Below are 23,588 nucleotides of genomic sequence, written 5' to 3'. Positions count from 1 at the left end.
GTCAGGCGGCGGTGGTCGACGCGTCGGCGTCGTCATGGGTGGTGGAGTCGTCGGCGACAGGCGGCACCACGACGAGGGCCAGGCGCCTGCGCTCGTCAGGCAACGACAGCGCCAGCACGGGTTGCGACGAGCCGACGACCCGGGCGGCGGCCAACGCCAGTTGTGCGACCGGCGCGACGATGCCCAGCGCACCGTTGGGCACGCACAGCGCGGCGCATGCGCGGACAGGATCGAGATCCGGGCAGGCCAGCGACACCGCCGCGGCGGTCTCCACCGCAGGGGTGGAGCGCTGGTCGGCGTCGCTGAGCACCAGGCCGATCGACGACGCCCCGATAGCGGCCTGGCGCATGGCGCGCTCGAGGAGGTCAGCCGTCGCGCGCGCGCCGGCACGCAGCGATGCCAGCGAGGTCTCGCCATCCACGAGGGGGTGCAGCAGCGCCATGGCACCGTCGCAATCGGCGGCGGGCAGCAGCAGCACGCCGGCCGCACCCTCGCCGGGCAGCACGCCGTCCTGGTGCCGCGCACCCAGCAACAGGCCTGCGGACTCCAGCCTGCGAACGGCCTGTGCGCCGACCTGCGAATCGGCCGCGAGCAGCACATGCCACCTGCGCGGCTGGTCGCGACCCACGGGCGTGTCCGCCGCATCCAGCACCAGTCGCAACCGCGACCACGCCTCGCGCGCATCCGCAACAGGCACGGCCTGCACATGCAGTTGCGCCGCCGGCAACCCGCAATCGGCGGCACACTGCCGCATGGCCGTGGCCGACGCTTCGCGCAGTGCCGTGGGCCACGCTGCCGGCAGGAGCAGCTGCACGTCGACGCGTTCGCCTGCGGTCGCTGCTTCGCGATGGTGCATGCCGGCAATGACCTGCCCATCCGTCTGTACTGCGCGCGGCAGCAGCGCCGCGGTGTCGGCGAACACTGTCTCGGCCACCTGCTCGAGCAGCGCCAGCGCGCGCAGCGCCTCTTCGCCCGCACGCACGCCCGGTGCGTGCCGCTGCAGCATCCCGTCGGCTGTCAGCGTGTCGACGTGCTCGACAGATGCGGCGAACACCGGCAAGCCATCGCGATCGCGCAGGGTCGGATGCAGGCCCGGTCGCCGCGGCTGCACCAGAGCGGCCAGGGCATCGGCGGGATTGTCCGCGCTCGGCAGGCACACGGCCGTGGCGCGCACCGCGATTGCCGGCGCAGTCACCGTGTCCCGCGGCGTGCCGTCCGGGGCCATCGCACCCGGCGACGCGCCGGCGTCCGTGGGCTCGCGGCGTCGCGCCTTGCGCACCAGGTACACGCCGCCCAGCAGCGCCAGCGGCAACACCCCCAGCACCAGGGCCATCTGCACGCCGCCCGGCGTCGCGCCGGTGCCGCGCCAGAGGCCGATGGCGCACAGCCACACGACAGCGAACACCACGATGGCCACGAGCAACGCGCGCATCACGGCGATGCGCCTCCGTCTCCCGTCGTTCCCCTGTGGGCGTCCTGCCCCATGCGCCTGCCTCAGTCCACGAACGCGGTGGATTGCGACGACAGCAGCGTGCCCCCGCACGCCGTCCTGTCGCCGTGCCGGGCGACGGGCTGGCCGTCCACGATCAGCGTGGGGTCACCCGATGCGATGGTGGTGGGGCCGTGGCGCTGGCACACGACGCGATCACCGATGCGCGCGATCGGCGTGCCGGTGATACCCGAGGCCTGGGTTCCGGAGACCACGCTTCCCCCGTGGTCGATCCTGTCGCCGATGACGATGATTGGACGCGACATCGCGTGCTCTCCCTGTCGTACCGCTCCTGCGGACCGCAACCGGCCCGGCGGCGAAGATAGCAGGAGTCGTCGCCGCTTGGCAGCTTCCCTGTGCCGGCTCAGCCGTCCGCCGCCCTTCGCGCCGCGCGCGCCTCGCGGCAGCTGCGCGTGGATTCGACGTGCACGTAGTCCTTGAGGCGGGTCCAGCGCCCGCCCCAGGTCAGGCCGGCCTGCTCGGCGAGTTCGCCGTAGAGGAAATAGGCGCGCCGGGTCCAGGCATCACCCATGTCCCACTGCAGCTTGCCGTCACGCATCGGCGCGCTGTCGAGTGCCAGGCCGTACTGGTGGCAGCTCGACCACGCACCCGCCAGCGTGGCGCGCCCCTCGCGCGCGAGCTCCGCCTGCCGCTCGGGCGATCGATAGCCTTCCACCAGCACCATCCGGATGCCGTACTGCGACCGCATGACCTGGTAGATCGCCAGCACCCGCTGCTGCAGCGCCGCGTCGAGATGGTCCCAGCGGCGATCAGCGGTAACGATCTCGGGCCGTTCCTCGCGGATCTCGCGGGTGGTGAACACCGCCGGCGGCGGCGGTGGCGGCGGCACCAGGCGCTCGCCGCGCAACAGTCCCGCGACCATGGTCTGCGATTCGGCGAGATCGTCGCCATCGAAACCGGGCAGCACGACGCGCTGGCGCAGCCCGAGCACCAGCAACGGCGGCAGCACCAGCAGCAGGAGCGAACCCAGCAACAGCCAGCGGTACCGGCGCAGGCCGTCGAGCAGGGTCGAACCCCCGCCGGCGGCGACGCGGCGACCGGCACTGAGGCCGCGGGCAAGGCGTCGCGATGTGCTTGCGCCGGTACGTGCAGTGCGCGTCCACACGCGCGCGAACCAGGCCGCCACGCCATCGCGCGCACCGTCGAACAGCAGCAGCCAGCTCAGCACGCACGCCGCGGCGAAGAACGCCAGCAACACGACGAACAACGTCATGCCACCACCTGGCCTGCGCGGCACGCCATTGACGCCGCGCCATTGGCGCCGCATAGAATGCGGCAACGGACTGATTCCGGCCGTGGCCGGACAAGCGCAGGATTGCCCTTGAATACTGGTGAATCGACCCGGCCCAGCCTTGTCGCGGGCAGCGGCCATACGATGGCCGCAGGCAGCGGCCGCATCCTTGCGGACATGGAACAGCGCAAGCCCGAGCGCGCGCCGCGCAGCCATCGCGGGCGCGCGCTCGCCGGCAGGCGGCTGCTGCTGGGGTTCATCGTCGTCACCGTCCTTGTGCTCCTGCTCCTCGCCGCGATGCGCCTGTGGCAGCACGCCCCTGCGGATCCGGCGCAGACTGTCGACGATCCGGCGATCGCCGCGCAAGACATTCCGCTGCCGGTCGACACGGGCGACCCACCACACGATGTCGCGGTGATCGTCGACGACCGTGCCGACGATCCGTTCCGCCGGCTCGGCGCAACGTCCCCGGAGGCCGATGCGACACCTGCGTCGGCAGTCGCGACGACAACGGCCACGGCGACGGCGACGGCACCTCCTGCGGGTGCCGTCCGTGCTGCACCTTCACGTCCGCCGGTGCGCCGCGCAGCGTCGACCGCGCCTGCTGCACCGGCCGACGACGGCGGGCTGCTGTCGACGCTGATGAGGATCATCCACCAGGACGGCAGCGCGACCGGCGAGGCACATGAATCGATGGATGCGCTGGTCGCGGAGCTGCGCGCCGATGACGAGCGCAGCCGCCAGACACAGGCCAGGCTGGAAAGCCTTGGCGGGCCGCAGCCGCAACCCGCTTCGCGGCGCGAGGCGCGCACCCGTCAGCAGGTGGAACAGGCGCTCGCTGCCTGTCCGCGTGCGAATACGCCTGCCGGCATCGCCTGTCGCGACCGCGTCTGCGCGCCGCACGCCGGGCGACTTCCGCTGTGCCCGCTCTGACCACACGGGAATCCGCACCGCCCCGCTAAGCTGGGGCCATGTGCCTGGTCGCCCTCGCCTATCGCCTGCACCCGCGCTGGCCGCTGGTGCTCATCGCCAACCGCGACGAGGCGCACGCGCGCGCCACTGCGCCGGCCGGGTTCGATCCGGACGCAGGCGATGTCTATGGCGGCCGCGACCTCGTCGCCGGTGGCAGCTGGCTGCAGGTGTCGACGCGTGGCCGGCTGGCCGCGGTCACCAATGTCCGTCGCGGGCTGGAGCCGGAGCAGGCACGGCATTCGCGCGGCTGGCTGGTGCGTGACTTCGTGCGCGGCAATGACGGCGCGTTGGCGTATGCCGAAGCCCTGCAGCCGCAGGCGCGCGCGTACGGACGTTTCAACCTGCTGATGTGGGACGGCGACACCCTGGGATTCGCCAGCAACGTGCCCGAACCGGTGGCGATGCCGGTGGCGCCCGGCCTGCACGCGATGTCGAACGGTGCGTTCGACGCCAGCTGGCCCAAGAGCGCGCATGCGACGCGGGCGCTCGCCGCCTGGCTCGACGACCTGCCCGGCGAGCACGGGCCCGCGGCAACGCCCGACACACTGGCGCCGTTGTTCGACGCCCTCGCCGACACCGCGCAGGCGCCCGACGAACGCCTGCCCGATACCGGCATCGGCCTTGCGCTGGAACGCCGGCTGTCACCGGCCTTCATCCGCGACCCGGTCTATGGCACGCGCTCGAGTTCGGTGGTGCTGGCCGATGCGCAGTCGCTGGTGTTCGCCGAGCGCCGTTTCGGGCCGGACGGCGCGGCCGCAGGCGCCTCCTTCGACGTACTGGCGCGGACGCCGCAACAGCGCGCCGGGTAGAATCGCGTCCTTTCGCAGCAGGAGTTCCCATGCAGCTGTCCGACATCCGCGCCATCGTCACCGGTGGTGTTTCCGGGCTTGGGCTGGCGGTCGCCGAACACCTCGTCGCCCGCGGTGGCAAGGTGGCGCTGTTCGACGTCAACGACGGCAAGGGCGCCGACGCGGTGGCCGCGCTGGGTGACGACAACGTGCGTTACTTCCGCACCGACGTCACCGACGAGGCCGGCGTGGCAAGCAACGTCGCCGCGGCGCGCGAGTTCCTCGGCGGCCTCAACGCCTGCGTGAACTGCGCCGGCATCCTCGGCGCCGGCCGCGTACTCGGCCGCGACGGCACGATGGCGCTGGACCATTTCTCGAAGACGGTGATGGTCAACCTGGTCGGCAGCTTCAACGTCGCCAAGGCCGCCGCGGCGGTGATGCAGCACAACGACGCCGGCGACGACGGCGAGCGCGGCGCGATCATCAATACCGCGTCGGTCGCAGCGTACGAAGGCCAGATCGGCCAGGCCGCGTACTCGGCATCCAAGGCCGGCGTGGTCGGCATGACCCTGCCGATGGCGCGCGAGTTCTCGCGCTTCGGCATCCGCGTCAACACCATCGCGCCGGGGATCTTCTGGACCCCGATGGTCGACGGCATGCCCGACGAGGTGCAGGCCTCGCTGTCGGCCTCGATCCCGTTCCCGTCGCGCCTGGGCCGGCCGGAGGAATTCGCCGACCTTGTCGCCTACCTGCTCGGCAACCGCTACATCAACGGCGAGACCATCCGCCTCGACGGTGCGGTGCGGCTGGCACCGAAGTAACCCCACCGCCGCGGCGCACTGCCGCGGTCCATTCCACATCCCGACCGAACGCATCCATGAAAGCCAGCGACATCAAGAAGGGCAACGTCGTCGAATACAGCGGTGGCGTGTACCAGGTCCGCGACATCGAGCGCAGCTCCCCGCAGGGGCGCGGCGGCAACGTGCGCTTCCGCTTCACCATGTACAGCGTGCCGGGCGGCAACAAGCTCGACGCGAGCTTCGACGCCGACGACAGCCTGCCCGAGGTCGAGCTGCTGCGCCGCCAGGCCAGCTTCTCCTACAAGGATGGCGACGCCTTCGTGTTCCTCGACGACGAGGACTACACCCCGTACCAGCTCGATGCGGACGTCGTCGGCGATGACGCCGGCTACATCACCGACGGCCTGGGCGGCTGCTTCGTGCAGGTGATCGACGACCAGCCGGTAGGCCTGCAGCTGCCGCAGACGGTGACGCTGGAGATCGTCGACACCCCGCCGGAACTCAAGGGCGGCACCGCGACCAAGCGCCCGAAGCCGGCGACGCTGTCGACCGGGCTGGAAATCCAGGTGCCGGAATACATCGCCAACGGCGAGCGCGTGCTGGTCAACACCACTACCGGCGAATTCTCCGGTCGCGCCGATTGAACGTCGGCGACGCCATGAACGAAGCACCCACCACCCCGGACGTCCCCGCACCGCCGAGCCTGCTGGCGCGGCGCTTCCGCGGTTACCTGCCGGTGGTGGTGGATGTGGAGACCGGCGGTTTCGACTGGAACCGCCATGCGCTGCTGGAGATCGCCGCGGTGCCCTTGGACGTGGACGCCGACGGCCGCCTGGTGCTGGGCGAGACCGCCAGCGCGCACCTGGTGCCGGCCCCGGGCACCGAGATCGATCCGAAGTCGCTGGAGGTGACCGGCATCGATCTCGACCACCCTTTCCGCCTGGCCAAGCCCGAGCGCGATGCGCTGAGCCACGTGTTCGCGCCGGTGCGCAATGCGATCAGGAAACACGGCTGTCAGCGCGCGATCCTCGTCGGCCACAACGCGCACTTCGACCTGAATTTCCTCAATGCCGCGGTGGCGCGCAGCGGGCACAAGCGCAACCCGTTCCATCCTTTCAGCGTGTTCGACACCGTGACGCTGGCCGGCGTGGCCTACGGCCAGACCGTGCTCGCACGCGCGGTGCAGGCGGCGGGCTTCGAGTGGAATGCCGCCGACGCGCATTCGGCCGTGTACGACGCCGAACAGACCGCGCGGCTGTTCTGCACCATTGTCAACGCGTGGCCAGCACCGCTCCCGCCGGCACCGCCCGCCATTCCCGTCTGATCGCACGCGGCCACCACGGTTGCCGGCGCCTGCCGGCGCATGCGGTCAGGCCGTCGCCAGTTTCAATCCGATCACGCCGGCCACGATCAGTCCGATGCTGACCAGCCGGCCGGGATTCGCCGGTTCGCCCAGCAGGACGATGCCCACCAGCGCGGTGCCCACCGCGCCGATACCCACCCACACCGCATAGGCGGTGCCCAGGGGTAGCGCCTTCATCGCCTGCGCGAGCAGGCCGAAGCTGATCCCCATCGCGACCAGCGTGCCGACCGTCGGCCACAGCCGGGTAAAGCCTTCGGTGTACTTGAGCCCGACCGCCCAGACGATCTCGAACAGCCCGGCGAGGAAAAGAATGGTCCAGTGCATGCGGACACTCCGGTTGGCCGGGGCCGTCCCCGATGCGGTTGGAGCGGCGGGGTCGTCCCCGCGTCCTCGATCGCCGCATTCTAGCCAGCGGCGTCAGCATGGCATGACCCGCCGGTGACCAGTCTCAGCCGGGCAGGCGCTGGCGCACGGCCTCGAACAGTGCGACGCCGGTGGCCACCGACACGTTGAGACTCTCGAACCCACCCGGCATCGGGATCCGGGCCAGGCTGTCGCAGTGTTCGCGGGTAAGCCGGCGCAGCCCATCGGCTTCGCCACCCAGCACCAGTGCCACGTTGCCGCGCAGGTCGAGGCTGTACAGCGACGCATCCACGTCGCCGGCGAGTCCATGGATCCACACGCCCTGCTTCTGCAGATCGCGCAGGGTGCGGGCGAGGTTGGTCGCGCGCACCACCGGCACGGTGTCGGCAGCGCCGGCGGAGGTCTTGCGCACGGTGGCGTTGACCTGGACCGCCTTGTCCTTCGGGATCACCACCGCGGTGGCGCCGGCCGCGGCGGCGCTGCGCAGGCAGGCACCCAGGTTGTGCGGGTCCTGCACGCCGTCGAGCACCAGCACCAGCGCGCTGCCGCCGGCGGCTTCGACCATGGCGGCAAGGTCGTGTTCGTCCCAGGTCTTCGCCGCGACATAGCGGGCGGCCGCACCCTGGTGGCGCAGGCCACCGGCAACGCCGTCGAGCGCCTGCTGGTTGACCCGGCGCACGTCGATCTCGCGCCGCCGCGCCTCGGATTCGATTTCCGCGATGCGCGGATTCTTCGCCCCCGCCTCCAGCAGCACTTCACGGACGTTCCCGGCATCGTGCTCGACGGCCGCCGCGACGGCGTTGATGCCGGCGATCCAGGAAGTCTGCTTGCTCATCGCGATCCGCGGTGTTCGAGGGGGCGCCCATTGTAGACGGACGGCGTACGCGGCCGGTGCCGCCGCAAATCGCGACGGCGGCCGGCGCGTTCACCACAACCGCCGCGGCCGTGCCGCAGCGGTCGATGCCGTCCAGGCTCAGTCGGCCAGGGTCACTCGTACGGCTTCTTGGCCCGCTTCGCCGGCTTGCCGCGCGGCGGCGGCGGCTTCGGGCCGCGCGCCTCCTCGACCAGGCCGAAGTCGATCTTGCGTTCCTCCAGGCTGGCCTTGAGCACGCGCACCTCGAGGCGGTCACCCAGGCGGAACTCGCGCCCGGTGCGCTCGCCAGCCAGCGTCTTGCGCAGCGGGTCGAAATGGTAGAAATCGCGCGGCAGCTGGGTGACGTGGATCAGCCCGTTGACCTTGGACTGGTCGAGTTCAACGAACAGGCCGAAGCTGGTCACCCCGCTGATCACGCCCGAGAACTCGCCACCGACGTGCTGTTCCATCCACGCCGCGCGGTAACGCTCGTCGACCTCGCGCTCGGCCTCGTCGGCACGGCGACCGCGCTCGGAACACTGCAGCGCCAGCGCGACCATGTCGCTGGTCGCGTAGCGGAACGCCGACGGCTTCCTGCCCGACAGCACATGCTTGATCGCGCGGTGGACCAGCAGGTCCGGGTAGCGGCGGATCGGCGAGGTGAAGTGCGAATAGGCCTCCAGCGCCAGGCCGAAATGGCCGATGTTCTCGGCCGAATACACCGCCAGGCTCTGGCTGCGCAGCAGCACCGATTCCAGCAGCGCGGCATCCGGGCGCTCGCGCACCTTGGTCAGCAACGCGGTGAAGTCCTTCGGCTGCACCTTGCCCCACGGCGGCATGCGCAACTGGAACTCCTTCAGGAACTCCAGCAGGTCGGCGTACTTGGACTCTGGCGGCTTGTCGTGGATGCGGTACATGCCCGGCACCTCGGAGGCCAGCAGCGCCTTCGCTGCTTCCACGTTGGCCGCGATCATGCATTCCTCGATCAGCTTGTGCGCGTCGTTGCGCAACAGCATGCCGGCCTGCACCACCTCGCCGCGGTTGTCGAGGACGAAACGCACTTCCGAGGTCTCGAACTCGATCGCGCCGCGCTTGCTGCGCGCCTTCGACAGCACCTTGTAGAGCTGGTGCAGGTGGCGCAGCTGCGGCATCTGCGCGCCGACCTGGGCCTGCGCGTCCGCATCCTCCTCGCCGACCGCGTTCCACACCTGGGTGTAGGTCAGGCGGGCGTGCGAATGCATCACCGCCTCGTAGAACTCGGATTCGTGCACGGTGCCATCGCGACCCACCTGCATGTCGCAGACGAAGCACAACCGGTCCACCGCCGGGCGCAACGAGCAGATGCCGTTGGACAGCGTCTCCGGCAGCATCGGCACCACGAAGCCCGGGAAGTACACGCTGGTGGCGCGCAGCTGCGCCTCGTTGTCGAGCGGCGTGCCCGGCTGCACGTAATGCGAGACGTCGGCGATCGCCACCACCAGGCGGAAGCCGTCACGGTTGGGTTCGCACCAGACCGCGTCGTCGAAATCCTTGGCGTCCTCGCCATCGATGGTGACCAGCGGCAGGCGGCGCAGGTCGCGGCGTGCGTTGGCGGTGGGGATGTCGACCTCGAGCGGGATCGCGGTGGCCTGGTCGATGACCTCCTGCGGGAACTCGTGCGGCAGGTCGTGGCCGTGGATCGCGGCCTCCACCACCAGCGATGGCGTCAATGCATCGCCCAGCACCGCCAGCACGCGGCCGATCGGCGGCCGGCGCGCGTCGCCGGCATTGACGATCTCGCACACCACCAGCTGGCTGTGTTCGGCGCCATTGCGCGAATCCTGCGGCACCTGCACGTTGCGCTGGATGCGGCGATCGTCCGGCACGACGTAGCTGATGCCCGACTCCACCGTGTAGCGGCCGATCAGGCGGGTGAGCCTGCGCTCCAGCACCTCGACGATGGCGCCTTCGCGGCGGCCGCGCCGGTCCATGCCGGTGACGCTGGCCATGGCGCGGTCGCCATGCATGACCTTGCGCATCTCCCCCGGCGGCAGGAACAGGTCGTCGCCGGCGCCGGCGTCGGGGCGCAGGAAACCGAAGCCGTCGGGGTTGGCGATCACCGTGCCGGCGATCAGGTCCATGCGCGCGACCGGCACGAAGCCACCGCGGCGGTTCTGCAGCAGCTGGCCGTCGCGCACCATCGCACCGAGGCGCTTGCCCAGTGCGTCGAAGCGCTCCGGCTCGGTCAGCGCGAAGTGGGCAGCGAGGTCATCGGCGGTCTGCGGACCGTCGGCTTCGCCCAGCCACAGCAGGATCGCTTCGCGGCTGACGATCGGATTCTCGTAACGGCCGGCCTCGCGCTCGGCCTGCGGATCGCGGAACCCGGAGGGCTTGCGTGCGCCGGCGGGCTTGCGGCTCGCGGGGACTTTGGCCGGCGCCTTGCCCGACGCGGCGCGCGGCGGGTCGCGCAGCGTGTCCGGCATCCACCCCGGAAGTGCATCGCCGCCGCGGCCCTTGGCCTTCGGCGTACCGGTTTTCTGTGTGCCCCCGCGCTTTGCGGAGGTGCTGTCGACGCGCTTCTGGCCGCGTTTGCCTGGTGTCTTTGCCATGGCCGCGATGGTACATGCCGGCTTCCGCCACGACGCGTGATGCGAACGCATCCGAAGCGTTGACAAGGCCTGCTCCGCACCGCAACATACGCGCCTCACCTGCCCAGGTGGCGGAATTGGTAGACGCACTAGTTTCAGGTACTAGCGGGTAAAACCGTGGAGGTTCGAGTCCTCTCCTGGGCACCAAGCAACAACGTCGGGACGCTGCACAGGTCACCGAGGTGATGAAGAAACCCCGCCGAAAGCGGGGTTTTTTGTTGTCCGGTTTCTGCGATGCCGCGGCGGCCGTGGCGCCGCGCCGCTAGGCGCCGGACAGTACCCGACGAGCGGCTGGAGCTTGCGCCCGCGCGGCTACAATGGCTGCGCGCCCCGCGCTCCCATCGTCGAACCCCAGTCCATGGATTCACCCGACGCGGCGGAATCGCTGCCGCAAGCCTCCGCATCCCGCACCGCCCAGATCCGCCGCCTGGACGCGCTTGCAGCGCCAGTGCGCGGACGGCTGCGCGTGGCTGGCGGATGCACGGTGGTGGCCGGCTGGTTGCTGGTGCCACAGGCGGCGCTGATCGCCCTGCTGGTCCAGCGCGGCCTCGTCGAAGGCGCGGAACCGACCACGCTGGTGCCCGCACTGCTGGCGCTGGTGGCGGTGGGCGTTGCACGCGCGGCACTGCTGCTCGGCGCGCGCCGCAACGCGGACCGCGCCAGCACGGAGCTGCGCGCCGGGTTGCGCCGCACGCTTGCCGGGCGCCTGCTCGGCCGCGGTGCACCATGGTTGCGACGCCAGCGCAGCGGTGGCCTGAGCGAACTCGCCGCCACCCATGTCGATGCGCTCGACGGTTACTTCGGCGGCTATCTGCTGGCGCGACTGGAAGTCGCGATGGTGCCGCTGGCCTATCTGGTCGTGGCGTTCCTGGTGGAACCGGTGGTCGGCGTGCTGCTGCTGGTGACGATGCCGCTCGCGCCGGTGTTCATGATGCTGGTCGGCCGCGGCGCCCAGGCCGCCAGCCAGGGCCAGTTGCGTGCGTTGTCGCGCATGGGCGGCCATTTCGCCGATCGCCTGCGCGGGCTCGGCCTGATCCGCGTCTATGGCCGCGGCGAGGCGGAACTCGCGGGCATCGGCGACGCCGCCGAAGGTCTGCGCGAGCGCAGCCTCAAGGTGCTGCGGATCGCCTTTCTCTCATCGGCGGTGCTCGAGTTCTTCGCTTCGGTCAGTGTCGCGCTGATCGCGCTGTACCTGGGCATGAGCTACCTCGGGATGGTGGACCTGCGTGGCGGTGCGGCGCTGACGCTGGGCACCGGTCTGTTCCTGTTGCTGCTTGCACCGGAGTTCTACGCACCGATGCGCCGGCTGGCCGCGCACTACCACGATCGCGCGAGCGCGCTGGCCGCGCTCGAGGAAATCGAGCACGCGCTGGCGGACGACGTCGAACCGGCACCGTCGCTGGCCGGACACCCCGAGAGCCCGGTTCGATCCACGCCTGCGGTGACGGACACATCCACCGCAGCACCCGCGGTCTCGCTGCAACACATCAGCGTGCGCCATGCCGGTGCCGCGCGCGATGCGTTGTCGGCGGTCAGCCTGGACGTCGCCCCCGGCGAGTTCGTGGCCCTGGCGGGTGGCAGCGGCAGCGGCAAGAGCACGTTGCTGGAGGCCGTCGCCGGCTGGCTGCCGCTGCGCGAAGGCCGGATCGACATCGCGCCGCACGACGCGCGCATCGGCTATGCGCCGCAACGCCCGTACCTGTTCCACGGCAGCATCGCCGACAACCTGCGCATTGCCCGGCCCGACGCCGACGACGCCGCGCTGCATGCCGCCGCCGAAGCCGCGCAGGTCATGCGCTTCACCGCACGCCTGCCCGACGGCCTCGACACGGTGATCGGCGAGCGCGGCTTCGGCCTGTCGGGCGGCGAGGCGCGGCGCATCGCACTGGCGCGGCTGTTCCTGCGCAATCCCGCCCTCGCCCTGCTCGACGAGCCGACCGCGTTCCTCGACCCCGACACCGAGCGCGCGGTGCTGGACGCGTTGGCCATGTTCGCGCGTGGGCGCACGCTGATCGTCGCCACCCACAGCGATGCCGCACTGGCAACGGCCGGCCGGGTGGTGACGCTGGATGCATCGGGTGGGCTGCGATGAACGGACCTCATGCCAACGCCCGCGCGGTGTTCCGCCGCCACGCGTTGCCGATCGTGCTGGCGATCCTGCTGCTGGCGGCAACGGTTGCCGCCGGGACCGGCCTGCTAGCGCTGTCCGGGCATTTCCTTACCGCCGCCGCGCTGGCCGGTGGGCTGGCATCGGGCTTCAACTTCTTCGGGCCGTCGGCGGGGATCCGCGCGCTGACGTTCGCGCGCATCGTCTCGCGCTATGCGGAAAAGCTCTACGGCCATGACGTCACCCTGCGGCTGGCGCGCGACCTGCGGGTGTGGTTCTTCGCCCGCGCCTTGCCGCAGGCACCGCTGGGGCTCGGCCGCGAGCGGCTCGGCGACCTGCTGGCGCGCCTGGTCGGCGACATCGAGACCGCCGATGGCCTGCTGATCCGCGCGCTCGGCCCGCTGCTGGCGCTGGCCACCACCGCGGCGGTAGTGATCATGGCGACGGCGCTGGTGCTGCCATCGGCCGCGCTGTGCCTCCTGGCCGCGGCACTGGCGATCGGCGTGGGCGTGCCGGCGACCACCGCCTGGGGTGCGCGCAACGCCGAGCACGATCGCGCAGCTGCCCGCGCCACGCTGCGGCAGGCGATGCAGGAAGGCATCGAAGGGGCTGCCGACCTGATCGCGCTGGATGCAGCGGCTGGGCAGCTCGCGCGGGTCGATACCGCCGCCGACGGGCTGGCCGCACGTGAATCACGCCTGCAACGCCGGCTGTCGTGGTCGGGGCTGGTGCATGCGCTGGCGGTGGCGCTCACGCTGCCGGCATTGCTGTGGCTGCTGCTGGTCGCACACCACGCCGGCGAGATCGGCACGGCGGCCGCCGCGGCCGTGCTGTTCGCCGGCGTCGCCCTGTTCGAGGTGGCGGCCGGGGTCGGCCAGGCCTGGCAGGCGCTGCGCGCGGCACGTGCTTCGTTGCGGCGCCTGGACGACATCGCCATGCGCACGACGCCGGTCGTTGCGCCGGCACGACCGGTCGCGCTGCCGGCGCAGGGCACGCTGCAACTGTCGGGCGTGCGCTTCGACTGGGGCGGCGCGGCGCCGCGCGCGGTGCTCGACGGCATCGACTTCGAGCTGCGCGCTGGCGAACGCGTGGCCGTTGCCGGTGACAGCGGCGCGGGCAAGTCCTCGCTGATGGCGCTGCTGCTGCGCCTGCGCGATCCCGATGGCGGCAGCATCTCCTTCGGTGGCGTGGACCTGCGCGATGCCGACCCCGCCGACTGGCACCAGCGGCTGGCATGGCTGCCGCAGGACGCACCGGTGTTCGCCGGCAGCGTGCGCGACAACCTCGCGATGGGCGATGCCGCGGCCGACGATGCGCGGATGTGGCAGGCGCTGGAGGCCGTGCGCCTCGGCGAGGCGGTGCGCGGGTTGCGCGGCGGCCTCGACGGCTGGATCGGTGAGAGCGGCAGCAGCCTCTCCGGCGGCCAGGCACGGCGGCTGGCGCTGGCGCGTGCGCTGTTGCGCGATGCACCGGTGCTGCTGCTCGACGAACCGACCGAGGGCCTGGACGTGGACACCGCGCACGCGCTGCTGCACGACGTGGCCCGCCTCGCCGAAGGCCGCAGCGTGCTGATGATCAGCCATGACTCGCTGCCCGACGGGGTCGTGCACAGGCGCTACCGCTTGCGGGACGGCCGGTTGCAGGAAGACACGCGCGACGCCTGACCCTGCAGGCCTTCGCGTCGACGCCGTTATCTCAACCCGTCGACTGGACCAGCGCACGCAGCCTGTCGGGCGCGCGCAGTTCGATATGGTGCGGATCGTCGAAGTGCACGAATTCCTCGCGGCGCAGCCGGGTGAAGCTGCGGCTGACGGTTTCCACCGTCAGCCCGAGATGGTCGCCGATGTCGGCGCGCGTCATCGGCAACTCGACACGATCTTCCTCGCCACCACGCTGGTGCTGGCGCCTGGCCATGTCGAGCAGGAAGCCTGCCAGGCGTTCGAGCGGCGTCATCCGTGCCAGTGCCATCTGGTTGGTCTCGCTGGCATCCAGCGCATGGAAGGCATGGTCGAGCACGCCGGCGCCGAGTTCCGGATGGCGCTCGCACAGCGCGCGCATGCCCTGCAACGGAAACGCGCACAGCGCGGTGTCGCTGATCGCCTCGATCGTGTGCCGGTGCAGCGTTGAGCCGGTCAGCCCGATGAAGTCGCCGGCCTGCAGGAACCCGGCCACCAGCCGGCGGCCGTCGGCGAGCACGCGCACCTGGCGCAGCATTCCGCTGGTCACCGTGTAGACCTCGCGACGCGGCGCGCCCTCGCGTGCCAGCGTGGCACCCGCGGGGAGCCGCAACTTGCCGGCGGCCGCTTCCAGGTCGCGGGTTTCCTCCTGCGGCAGCGACGCACATACCGACAGGTGCCGCGCAAGGCAGCCATCGCAGCCCACGTGAGGCTCGCGCTTCGGCGCTTCGGTGTGCCCGCGGACTCCCTGCGGAGGCGCCTGCGGGCTGGCGCGGTTGCTCATCGTGGACTCCGTCGCGGGCGGCCATTCTAGCGGGCGGGCGTGAACCGGGTGACTCGACCCCGATGCACCGGGCGCAGCGACGGGCCGCGCCGGTAGAATCGACGGTTTCCCCGCAGTACCGGTCCCGATGAACGACACCGTCCGTCCCGTCTTCCATGGCTTCGAGCAGATCCCGCTGCGCGAGTACGCCGAACGCGCCTATCTCGACTACTCGATGTACGTGGTGCTGGACCGCGCCCTGCCCTTCATCGGCGACGGCCTGAAGCCGGTGCAGCGCCGGATCATCTACGCGATGAGCGAACTCGGCCTCGGCGCCGCGGCCAAGCCGAAGAAGTCCGCGCGCACCGTCGGCGACGTGATCGGCAAGTACCACCCGCACGGCGACAGCGCCTGCTACGAGGCGATGGTGCTGATGGCACAGCCGTTCTCGTACCGCTATCCGCTGATCGACGGCCAGGGCAACTTCGGCTCCAGCGACGACCCGAAGTCGTTCGCCGCGATGCGCTACACCGAATCCAAGATGACCCCGATCGCCGAGATGCTGCTGGGCGAACTGGGCCACGGCACGGTCGACTGGACGCCGAACTTCGACGGCACCCTGGAGGAGCCCTCGTGGCTGCCGGCACGCCTGCCGCACCTGCTGCTCAACGGCACGACCGGCATCGCGGTCGGCATGGCCACCGACGTGCCGCCGCACAACCTCAACGAGGTGGTCAGCGCCTGCGTGCGCCTGCTGGAGGACCCGGACGCCAGCGTGCGCGACCTCTGCGAGCACGTGCGCGGCCCGGACTACCCGACCACCGCCGAGATCATCACCCCGGCCGCCGACCTGCTCACGCTGTACGAGACCGGCAGCGGCGCAATCCGCGCGCGCGCGACGTGGACCCGCGAGGCGCACAACATCGTGGTGACGGCGCTGCCGCACCAGGTGTCGCCGAGCAAGGTGATCGAGCAGATCGCCGCGCAGATGCGCGCGAAGAAGCTGCCGTGGCTGGAGGACATCCGCGACGAGTCCGACCACGCCAACCCGACCCGCATCGTGATGGTGCCGCGCTCCAACCGCGTCGACGCCGAACAGCTGATGGGCCATCTGTTCGCCACCACCGACCTCGAGCGCAGCTACCGCGGCAACTTCAACGTCATCGGGCTCGACGGCCGTCCGCAAGTGAAGAACCTGAAGATGCTGCTGTCGGAATGGCTGGAGTTCCGCTTCGCCACCGTGACCCGCCGCCTGCAGCACCGGCTGGAGAAGGTCGAGCGCCGCCTGCACCTGCTGGAAGGCCTGCTGGTGGCGTTCCTCAACCTCGACGAGGTGATCCGGATCATCCGCAGCGAGGACGAGCCGAAGCCGGCGCTGATCGCGCGCTTCGGCCTGTCGGAGGACCAGGCCGACTACATCCTCGAGACCCGCCTGCGCCAGCTGGCGCGACTGGAGGAAATGAAGATCCGTGGGGAGCAGGACGAGCTCGCCACCGAGCGCGACCGGATCACCGCGACGCTCGGCTCGAATGCGAAGCTGAAGAAGCTGGTCAAGGACGAACTGCTGGCGGACGCGAAGAAGTACGGCGATGCACGGCGTTCGCCGCTGGTGGCGCGCGGCGCGGCGCAGGCACTGGCCGAGACCGACCTGGTGCCGAGCGAGCCGGTGACCATCGCGCTCAGCGCCAAGGGCTGGGTGCGTGCGGCCAAGGGCCATGACGTCGATCCGGCTGGCCTGTCCTATCGCGATGGCGACCAGTTGCTGGCGGCTGTACGCGGCCGCAGCACGCAGGCCGTGGTGTTCCTGGATTCCAATGGCCGCAGCTACTCGACGATCGCCCACAGCCTGCCGTCGGCACGTGGCAATGGCGAACCGCTGACCGGCCGCTTCTCGCCGGCACCGGGGGCGTCGTTCGCGGCGCTGGCCAGCGGCGAGCCGGACGCACGCTTCGTGCTGGCCTCGTCGCAGGGCCACGGCTTCGTGACCCGCTTCGAGAACCTGGTCGGCCGCCAGAAGGCGGGCAAGGCGATGCTGTCGCTGGCGGAAGGCGCGCAGGTGCTGCAGCCCGCCCAGCTTCCCGGTGGCACCGACGACCGCATCGTCGCGGTGACCAGCGCCGGCCACCTGCTGGCGTTCCCGGTCAGCGAACTGCCCGAGCTCGAACGCGGCAAGGGCAACAAGATCATCGAGATCCCCAAGGCCAAGCGCGGCACCGAGCGCGTGGTTGCAGTGGTCGTGGTCGGTAGCGGACAGACGCTGCAGGTGAAATCCGGAGCACGCACGATGTCGCTGTCGTGGAGGGACCTGGAGAGCTATCTCGGCGTGCGCGCGAGCCGCGGCGGGTTGCTGCCGCGCGGGTGGCAGAAGGTGGACGGGCTCAGCGTCGAATAACGCAACGCGTGGCGACGCGGCCGGTTGCGTCGCACGTCCGCTTCGTCCCGGCGCGGCAGAAGGTGGACGGGCTCAGCGTCGAGTAACACAACGCGTGGCGACGCGGTCGGTTGCGTCGCACGTCCGCTTCGTCCCGGCGCGGCAGAAGGTGGACGCGCTCGGCGTCGAGTGATGCAACGGTCGAATACCGGATCGACGCTCCAGGAACATGCAGGGCAGGGCGACCCGGATCGTCACCCCCGCGAAGGCGGGGGTCCATGGCCACTGGAATCGAGCTGATTGACGTCCATGGATCCCCGCCTTCGCGGGGATTACGGAAGTCCAGCTTCTCCCTAGTGCGCGCCAGCGTCGGTCCCGCTGGCCTCGCCCATCCTGCTCTGCAGGTAGTTCTCCAGGCCGATCATCCCGATCAGACGCAGCTGCTGTTCCAGCCAGTAGGTGTGGTCTTCCTCGGTGTCGGCAAGCTGGGTCACCAGCACTTCCCGGCTCACGTAATCCTGGTGCTGTTCGCACAACGCGATGCCGCGGGCGAGGTCGCCGCGCACCTTGTATTCGAGGTCGAGGTCGCGCCGCAGCATCTCCTCCACCGTGCGCCCCGGCTCGAACGCATGCGGGCGCATGTCGGGATTGCCCTCGAGGAACAGGATCCGCCGCAGCAGCGCATCGGCATGCTGGGTCTCCTCTTCCATCTCGTGGTTGATCCGCTGGTAGAGGTCGTGGAGGCCAAGGTCCTCGTAGCGGCGCGAATGCAGGAAGTACTGGTCGCGCGCGGCCAGTTCGCCACGCAGCAGTTCCTTCAGGTATTCGATGACTTCGGGGTGACCCTTCATGACACGACCTCTCGACGGACAGCTGGACGGCCGGAGTATGCCGGCTTGTGCGCGAACGCGATCGGATGAGAATCCGTCCGAGTCGCATTCGCGTGTCGCGCAGGGTCGGCTGGCTGCTTCGTCGCGGGGCTACTCCTAGAATCGAACCTTCGACAAGGGGAAGTTCCATGCGGCCTGGAATCCGGCGAACGCTTCGTGCGGGCGTGCTGTTGCTGATCGCCATCCTGTTGCTGGTCGGCCCGGCCACGTGGCTGCTGCTGCGTGGCAGCGTGCCGCGGCTGGATGGCGAATCCGGCCTCGCGGGCCTGGCTGCTCCGGTGTCGGTCAGCCGCGACGCGCTCGGAATGGTGACCATCGACGCCCGCAGCGAGGCCGATGCGATGCGCGCACTCGGCTGGGTGCACGCACAGGAGCGCTATTTCGAGATGGACCTGATGCGTCGGGTGCCGGCGGGCGAGCTCTCGGCGCTGTTCGGCGCGCGGGCCCTGGACGTCGACCGCGCCAACCGGATGCACCGCGTGCGAGCGCGCGTCGAGGCGCGGCTGCCCACGATCGCTACCGGTCGCGAGGCACCACTGCAGGCCTATGTCGCTGGCGTCAACGCCGGCCGTGATGCGCTGCGCGTGCGTCCATGGCCTTACCTGCTGCTGCGCCAGAGTCCGCAGCCATGGACTGCGGCCGATTCGGTGCTGACCGGCTATGCGATGTATTTCGACCTGCAGGACGCGGGCAACGCGCGCGAGCTGGCGCTGGCGCGGCTGCGCGAAGAGTTGCCGCCACCCCTGTATGCGCTGCTCACCCATGCCGGCAGCAGCTGGGATGCGCCGCTGTCCGGCAGTGTGCGGGGCGATGCGCCGCTGCCCGATGCTGGAACCGTCGACCTGCGTACGCTGCCGGCGCCTCCGCTGGATACCCCGGTGGCGCCACCGCAGCGGTTGATCGGATCGTTGAGGGAGATGCGGGAGAGAGCCGTTGGTGGGTCGCCTGCGGCGACCGATCTCATGCCGGGCAGCAACAGCTTCGCGGTGTCCGGGCGGCTGACCGCGGACGGTCGCGCCCTGGTGGCCGACGACATGCACCTGGGCCTGCGCGCACCGAACATCTGGTTCCGCGTGCGCCTGCGTTATCCCGACGCGGCTGCACCCGGTGGGCAGGTCGACGTCACCGGCTTCACCCTGCCCGGCCTGCCTGCGGTGATCGTCGGCAGCACCGGCCATGTGGCCTGGGGTTTCACCAACAGCTATGGCGACTTCCTGGACTGGCAGCGGGTGCGGCCCTGCGCCACGCCCGGCCCGGCGACGACCGCGGACTGCACTGCGTACATCCGCCATGAGGAACGTATCGCCGTCGCCGGCGGCGAAACCGTCACGGTGGCGGTCGACGAGACAACATGGGGCCCGATCCTCCACCGCGAAGACGACGGCCGCGCACTGGCGCTGCGCTGGGTGGCCCACCTGCCCGGCTCGCTGGACTTCGGGCTCGCCGACTTCGTGCGTGCACGCAATCTCGACCATCTGCTGCAGCTCGCCAACCGCGCCGCCACGCCCACGCAGAATCTCGTTGCCGGCGATCGCCATGGCGCGATCGCCTGGCGCCTGCTCGGCCCGCTGCCGCAGCGCGCGGCCGGCTGCGATGGCGCCCGGATCTCCATTGCGTCCGGTCCGGAAACCGGCGACACGGCCTGCGCGCCCTGGGCGATCGCCACCGACACCTCGCCCCTGCTGCGTTCGCCCACCGCCGACCGGTTGTGGACCGCCAACAACCGCATCGTCGATGGCGAGGATTTCCGCCGGATCGGCGATGGCGGCGCCACCCTCGGCGCACGCGCGAAGCAGATCCGCGACGCACTCGCCGCGCGCGAACGCTTCGACGAGCACGACCTGCTGGCGATCCAGCTCGACGACCGCGCGCTGCTGATGACACGCTGGTGGGAACTGCTGCGCACGCTCGCCGGCCACGCAGGGGGCGGCGCAGGCGCATCCGCGGCGCCACGCGACACGGCCACCACGACACCGGCCCTGCTCGCGCTGGCGGAGGCCGCGGATCGCTGGAGTGGCCATGCCGATGTCGAGTCGGCCGCCTATCGCATCGTGCGTGCCTGGCGGCTGGCGGTGCACGCGCGCGTGGCCGACGGCCTGGGCGCACCCGCACTGGCAGCGCTCGGCGACGATTTCGCCTTGCCGTCGCTACCGCATCTGGAAGGCGTCGCCTGGCCACTGGTCACCCGCCGGCCGGCACATCTGCTCCCACGCCGTTACAGCTGTGCAACGCGAGCACCGGAGGACAGCGACTGTGACGATGCACGCGACGGCTGGGCGGCGTTGTTCGAGGACGCTGCGATCGAAGTGCGCGACGAGCTCGCTGCGGCCGGGCCGTTGCGCGAACGCACCTGGGGCGAACGCAACACCGCCGCGATCTGTCATCCGCTGGCCGGTGCGATCCCGTTGCTTGGTCGCCGCCTGCTGTGCATGCCGGGCGAGCCGCTGCCCGGCGACAGCATGATGCCGCGCGTGCAAGGGCCGGGATTCGGCGCCTCGCAGCGCATGGTGGTGGCGCCGGGCCACGAAGCCGATGGCATTGCCCATATGCCGGGCGGCCAGAGCGGGCATCCGCTATCGCCGTTCTGGGGCGCCGGCCACGACGACTGGGTGCACGGCCGCGCCTCGCCGTTCCTGCCTGGCGAGACGCGTCACCGGTTGCAGTTGTTGCCGGAGGGAATCAGGGGCGACTGACGCCGGCACGCGCCACTTGGCACAACAGGCGTCGCCTGTCGGCCAGTGCGCATTCCCAGACGTGGCAGCAAGGTCAGCGTGCGTGGCGGGCGTGGCCTGGCACATCGTCGTGAGGGGCACCACCAAGGCGCGGCGCCGTGGAGCACGCTTGCCGCGATGTCCTGCCACGCGCCCGGGCCGCGCCGGTCGTGCCCGGGCCGGGACAGGCCGGCGCCGGCACCATTCAGCCGAAGACGCGGAATCGGGTGCTGTCGTCGATGAAGGTCTTCTCGCCGATCTCGCCCGCATTGGCGCCGAACGGCATCTGCGCGCGCAGCTTCCAGCTGGCCGGCAGGCTCCAGGCCTCGGCGGCGGCCTCGTCGGGCAGCGGGTTGTAGTGCTGCAGGCTGGCGCCGATGCCCGCGTTGGCCAGCGCGGTCCACACCGCGAACTGGGCGATGCCGCTGCCATGCTCGGACCACACCGGGAAGTTGTCGGCGTACAGCGGGAACTGTTCCTGCAGCCCCTTCACCACCTCCTGGTCCTCGTAGAACAGAGCGGTGCCGGCGCCGGCGGCGAAGCTGTCGATCTTCTGCCCCGTGGCGGCGAAGGCATCAGCCGGCACGATCCTGCGCAGCGCCTCGCGGACGATCTCCCAGAACCGCTGGCTCTCGTCGCCATACAGGATCACCGCACGCGAGCTCTGCGAGTTGAACGAGGACGGCGCCTGGCGGATCGCTTCCTGGATCAGCGCGGTGGTTTCGTCACGCGACAGGGGAAGCTCCGGCCCCAGCGCGTACTGGCTGCGGCGGCGACGGATGGCATCGAGAAAGGTCTGGGACATGGGCAACTGCTCATCAGTGGATGGATAAGAGAAGCCTATTGGCGTTTCACGCCAAAAACAGAACGATCTCCGGGATGAATCGTTTCATCGGCGCCGGGGAGATGGCGCGAAGAGTGGAATGACCGAGGTGGGCGGCCGTCGCATACGTCCTTGTCCGACCTTCGGACACCTGGATTCGCGCCATCCATGGCGCTGACCCTCGGGCGGCTACGCCGTTCGGATCGCAATCCAGTCCATCTGTCTCCGCAGGCGGGAGAAGGGTCGCGGCGGCTAACAGGCGCTGACGTCGGAAAACCATGGCCTTGCGGGCGAAGGCCGTGACCGCTGCACGCCGCGATCGGGCATCAGGGCGCATGTCGCGCCGTTCACGGCGGGCGCGCCTGCTCCAGCACGCGCACCGACCTTTCCGATCGGCGACGTCGGGCTGTCAGAGTTCGATCACGTCGAAATCGGCAACCGGATCCACCTCGGCGTCGTAGTCGACATCGTCGCGCTCGAAGCCGAACAGCTTGAGGAACTCGTGCTTGTAGCTGGCGTAATCGGTCAGCTCGAACAGGTTCTCGGTGCGCACCTGTGGCCACACGGCCTGGCACTGCGCCTGCACGTCGTCGCGCAGTTCCCAGTCGTCGAGGCGGAAGCGGTGCTCGTCGTCGACCGCGCCCGGCTGGCCGTCGGCGCGGTACATGCGCTCGCGGAACAGGCGGTCGAGCTGCTCGATGGTGCCCTCGTGCAGGCCCTTCTCCTTCATCACCTTGAAGACGATGGCGATGTACAGCGGCAGCACCGGGATCGCCGCGCTGGCCTGGGTGACCACCGACTTCAGCACCGCGACGTTCGCCGCGCCGCCGCCCTTCGCGGCGAGCTTCGCATCCAGGCGGCGGGCAGTCGCATCGAGGTCGACCTTGGCGCGGCCGAGCGCACCGTGCCAGTAGATCGGCCAGGTGATCTCGGTGCCGATATAGCTGAAGGCCACCGTCTTCGCGCCATTGGCGAGCACGCCGGCGGCATCCAGCGCGTCGATCCACAGCTGCCAGTCCTGCCCGCCCATCACCGCGACGGTGTCCTCGATCTCCTGCTCGCTGGCAGGCTCGATCGTGGCTTCGATCACCTGATCCCTGTTGGTGTCGATGGCGGTCGAGGTGTAGGCCTCACCGATGGGCTTGAGCGCGGAACGCTTGACCTCGCCGGTATCGGGCAGCTTGCGCACCGGTGACGCCAGCGAATAGACGACGAGGTCGACCTGCCCGCCCATCTCGTCGCGGATCAGCTCGATCACCTTGTCGCGTGCGGCATCGGAGAACGCATCGCCGTTGATCGAGCGGCTGTACAGGCCGGCGGCCTTGGCCTCGCGGTCGAACGCGGCGGCGTTGTACCAGCCGGCGGTGCCGGGCTTCTTCTCGGTGCCCGGCTTTTCGAAGAACACGCCGAGAGTGTCCGCACCGAAGCCGAACGCAGCGCTGATCCGTGCGGCCAGGCCGTAGCCACTCGACGCGCCGATCACCAGCACCTTCTTCGGGCCGTCGTTGCGCACCCCCTGCGCCTTCGTCGCCGCGATCTGGTCGCGCACGTTGAGCGCGCAGCCGGTCGGATGGGTGGTGGTGCAGATGAAGCCGCGGACCTTGGGATGGATGATCACGGGTTACTCGTTGCCAGTCGGACGGACGGGCAAGTTTACTGCGCCGCCGTTGGCGACCGTCCGTACGCGGGTCGATGGTGCGATACGTGGCGCCGAGGAAAACCACGCGTTGCCGGTGCGAC

At 70.4% G+C, this 23,588-nt stretch carries 19 protein-coding genes and 1 tRNA gene; 10 read left to right on the top strand and 10 right to left on the bottom strand.

What is annotated here, in order from left to right:
* Nucleotide 1: 1 nt before the first annotated feature.
* The 3 genes from E5843_RS05845 to E5843_RS05835 all read right to left on the bottom strand — a co-directional run bounded on the left by E5843_RS05845 (nt 2) and on the right by E5843_RS05835 (nt 2,723).
* Nucleotides 2-1,432 carry a hypothetical protein gene (locus E5843_RS05845; RefSeq protein WP_136412100.1) on the bottom strand — a complete coding sequence of 477 codons (1,431 nt, stop codon included), beginning with the start codon at nt 1,430-1,432 and terminating at the stop codon, nt 2-4.
* 62 nt (nt 1,433-1,494) lie between these two features.
* Entirely contained in the window at nt 1,495-1,755 is a 261-nt protein-coding gene (locus tag E5843_RS05840) for a PAAR domain-containing protein (protein ID WP_136412099.1), read from the bottom strand.
* Nucleotides 1,756-1,853: 98 nt separating this feature from the next.
* Entirely contained in the window at nt 1,854-2,723 is an 870-nt protein-coding gene (locus E5843_RS05835; RefSeq protein WP_141065775.1) for a M15 family metallopeptidase, read from the bottom strand.
* Nucleotides 2,724-2,831: 108 nt separating this feature from the next.
* On the opposite strand from E5843_RS05835, the gene E5843_RS05830 reads away from it, so the two are divergent.
* From E5843_RS05830 to rnt, 5 genes are read left to right on the top strand one after another with little or no spacing between them, the layout of a single operon-like run.
* A complete protein-coding gene (locus tag E5843_RS05830; RefSeq protein WP_136412097.1) occupies nt 2,832-3,674 on the top strand; it encodes a hypothetical protein in 843 nt (280 codons plus the stop codon).
* Between the two features lie 38 nt (nt 3,675-3,712).
* A complete protein-coding gene (locus E5843_RS05825; protein ID WP_141065774.1) occupies nt 3,713-4,522 on the top strand; it encodes an NRDE family protein in 810 nt (269 codons plus the stop codon).
* Nucleotides 4,523-4,551: 29 nt separating this feature from the next.
* Complete coding sequence (locus E5843_RS05820; RefSeq protein ID WP_136412095.1) at nt 4,552-5,322, top strand: SDR family oxidoreductase; 771 nt, start codon at nt 4,552-4,554, stop codon at nt 5,320-5,322.
* A 56-nt stretch (nt 5,323-5,378) separates the two neighbouring features.
* Complete coding sequence (gene yeiP / locus E5843_RS05815; RefSeq protein WP_136412094.1) at nt 5,379-5,945, top strand: elongation factor P-like protein YeiP; 567 nt, start codon at nt 5,379-5,381, stop codon at nt 5,943-5,945.
* Between the two features lie 14 nt (nt 5,946-5,959).
* Nucleotides 5,960-6,625 carry a ribonuclease T gene (gene rnt, locus E5843_RS05810; RefSeq protein WP_136412093.1) on the top strand — a complete coding sequence of 222 codons (666 nt, stop codon included), beginning with the start codon at nt 5,960-5,962 and terminating at the stop codon, nt 6,623-6,625.
* 45 nt (nt 6,626-6,670) lie between these two features.
* Here the strand turns inward: rnt and sugE are convergent, their stop codons facing one another.
* From sugE to rnr, 3 genes are all read right to left on the bottom strand, one after another.
* Nucleotides 6,671-6,988 (bottom strand): quaternary ammonium compound efflux SMR transporter SugE, encoded by a 318-nt coding sequence (gene sugE, locus E5843_RS05805; protein ID WP_136412092.1) that lies wholly within the window; start codon nt 6,986-6,988, stop codon nt 6,671-6,673.
* Nucleotides 6,989-7,112: 124 nt separating this feature from the next.
* Entirely contained in the window at nt 7,113-7,862 is a 750-nt protein-coding gene (gene rlmB / locus E5843_RS05800) for a 23S rRNA (guanosine(2251)-2'-O)-methyltransferase RlmB (RefSeq protein WP_141065773.1), read from the bottom strand.
* Between the two features lie 152 nt (nt 7,863-8,014).
* Complete coding sequence (gene rnr, locus E5843_RS05795; RefSeq protein WP_141065772.1) at nt 8,015-10,468, bottom strand: ribonuclease R; 2,454 nt, start codon at nt 10,466-10,468, stop codon at nt 8,015-8,017.
* 101 nt (nt 10,469-10,569) lie between these two features.
* Between rnr and E5843_RS05790 the strand changes: the two genes are divergently transcribed.
* The 3 genes from E5843_RS05790 (at nt 10,570) to cydC (ending at nt 14,278) form a co-directional block, all read left to right on the top strand.
* Nucleotides 10,570-10,654: transfer RNA gene (locus tag E5843_RS05790), tRNA-Leu, on the top strand.
* Nucleotides 10,655-10,865: 211 nt separating this feature from the next.
* Entirely contained in the window at nt 10,866-12,599 is a 1,734-nt protein-coding gene (gene cydD, locus E5843_RS05785; RefSeq protein WP_136412090.1) for a thiol reductant ABC exporter subunit CydD, read from the top strand.
* Complete coding sequence (gene cydC, locus E5843_RS05780; RefSeq protein WP_141065771.1) at nt 12,596-14,278, top strand: thiol reductant ABC exporter subunit CydC; 1,683 nt, start codon at nt 12,596-12,598, stop codon at nt 14,276-14,278. The genes cydD and cydC overlap by 4 nt, the downstream gene beginning before the upstream one ends.
* Before the next feature lie 31 nt (nt 14,279-14,309).
* Here the strand turns inward: cydC and E5843_RS05775 are convergent, their stop codons facing one another.
* On the bottom strand, nt 14,310-15,074 hold the full coding sequence (locus E5843_RS05775) for a Crp/Fnr family transcriptional regulator (protein WP_141065770.1): 765 nt from the start codon (nt 15,072-15,074) through the stop codon (nt 14,310-14,312).
* A 127-nt stretch (nt 15,075-15,201) separates the two neighbouring features.
* Here E5843_RS05775 and parC point away from each other — a divergent pair, with 127 nt between their 5' ends.
* Nucleotides 15,202-17,445, top strand: coding sequence for a DNA topoisomerase IV subunit A (gene parC, locus E5843_RS05770; protein WP_141065769.1), 2,244 nt, complete (start codon nt 15,202-15,204; stop codon nt 17,443-17,445).
* 332 nt (nt 17,446-17,777) lie between these two features.
* On the opposite strand, the gene bfr is transcribed toward parC, so the two are convergent.
* Nucleotides 17,778-18,275 (bottom strand): bacterioferritin, encoded by a 498-nt coding sequence (gene bfr / locus E5843_RS05765; RefSeq protein WP_134673111.1) that lies wholly within the window; start codon nt 18,273-18,275, stop codon nt 17,778-17,780.
* A 167-nt stretch (nt 18,276-18,442) separates the two neighbouring features.
* On the opposite strand from bfr, the gene E5843_RS05760 reads away from it, so the two are divergent.
* Complete coding sequence (locus E5843_RS05760; RefSeq protein ID WP_141065768.1) at nt 18,443-21,007, top strand: penicillin acylase family protein; 2,565 nt, start codon at nt 18,443-18,445, stop codon at nt 21,005-21,007.
* Between the two features lie 223 nt (nt 21,008-21,230).
* Here the strand turns inward: E5843_RS05760 and E5843_RS05755 are convergent, their stop codons facing one another.
* Together E5843_RS05755 and fabV are read right to left on the bottom strand one after the other, a co-directional pair.
* Nucleotides 21,231-21,830, bottom strand: coding sequence for a nitroreductase family protein (locus tag E5843_RS05755; protein ID WP_136412086.1), 600 nt, complete (start codon nt 21,828-21,830; stop codon nt 21,231-21,233).
* A 427-nt stretch (nt 21,831-22,257) separates the two neighbouring features.
* The gene (gene fabV, locus E5843_RS05750) at nt 22,258-23,466 is read right to left on the bottom strand and encodes an enoyl-ACP reductase FabV (RefSeq protein WP_136412085.1); all 1,209 of its coding nucleotides are present in this window, start codon (nt 23,464-23,466) and stop codon (nt 22,258-22,260) included.
* Between the last annotated feature and the right edge of the window lie 122 nt (nt 23,467-23,588).

The organism is Luteimonas yindakuii (assembly GCF_004803715.2).
Classification (GTDB): domain Bacteria; phylum Pseudomonadota; class Gammaproteobacteria; order Xanthomonadales; family Xanthomonadaceae; genus Luteimonas; species Luteimonas yindakuii.
The sequence above is the reverse complement of the archived record's forward strand: the minus strand, read 5'-3'. Positions and strand labels throughout refer to the sequence as shown.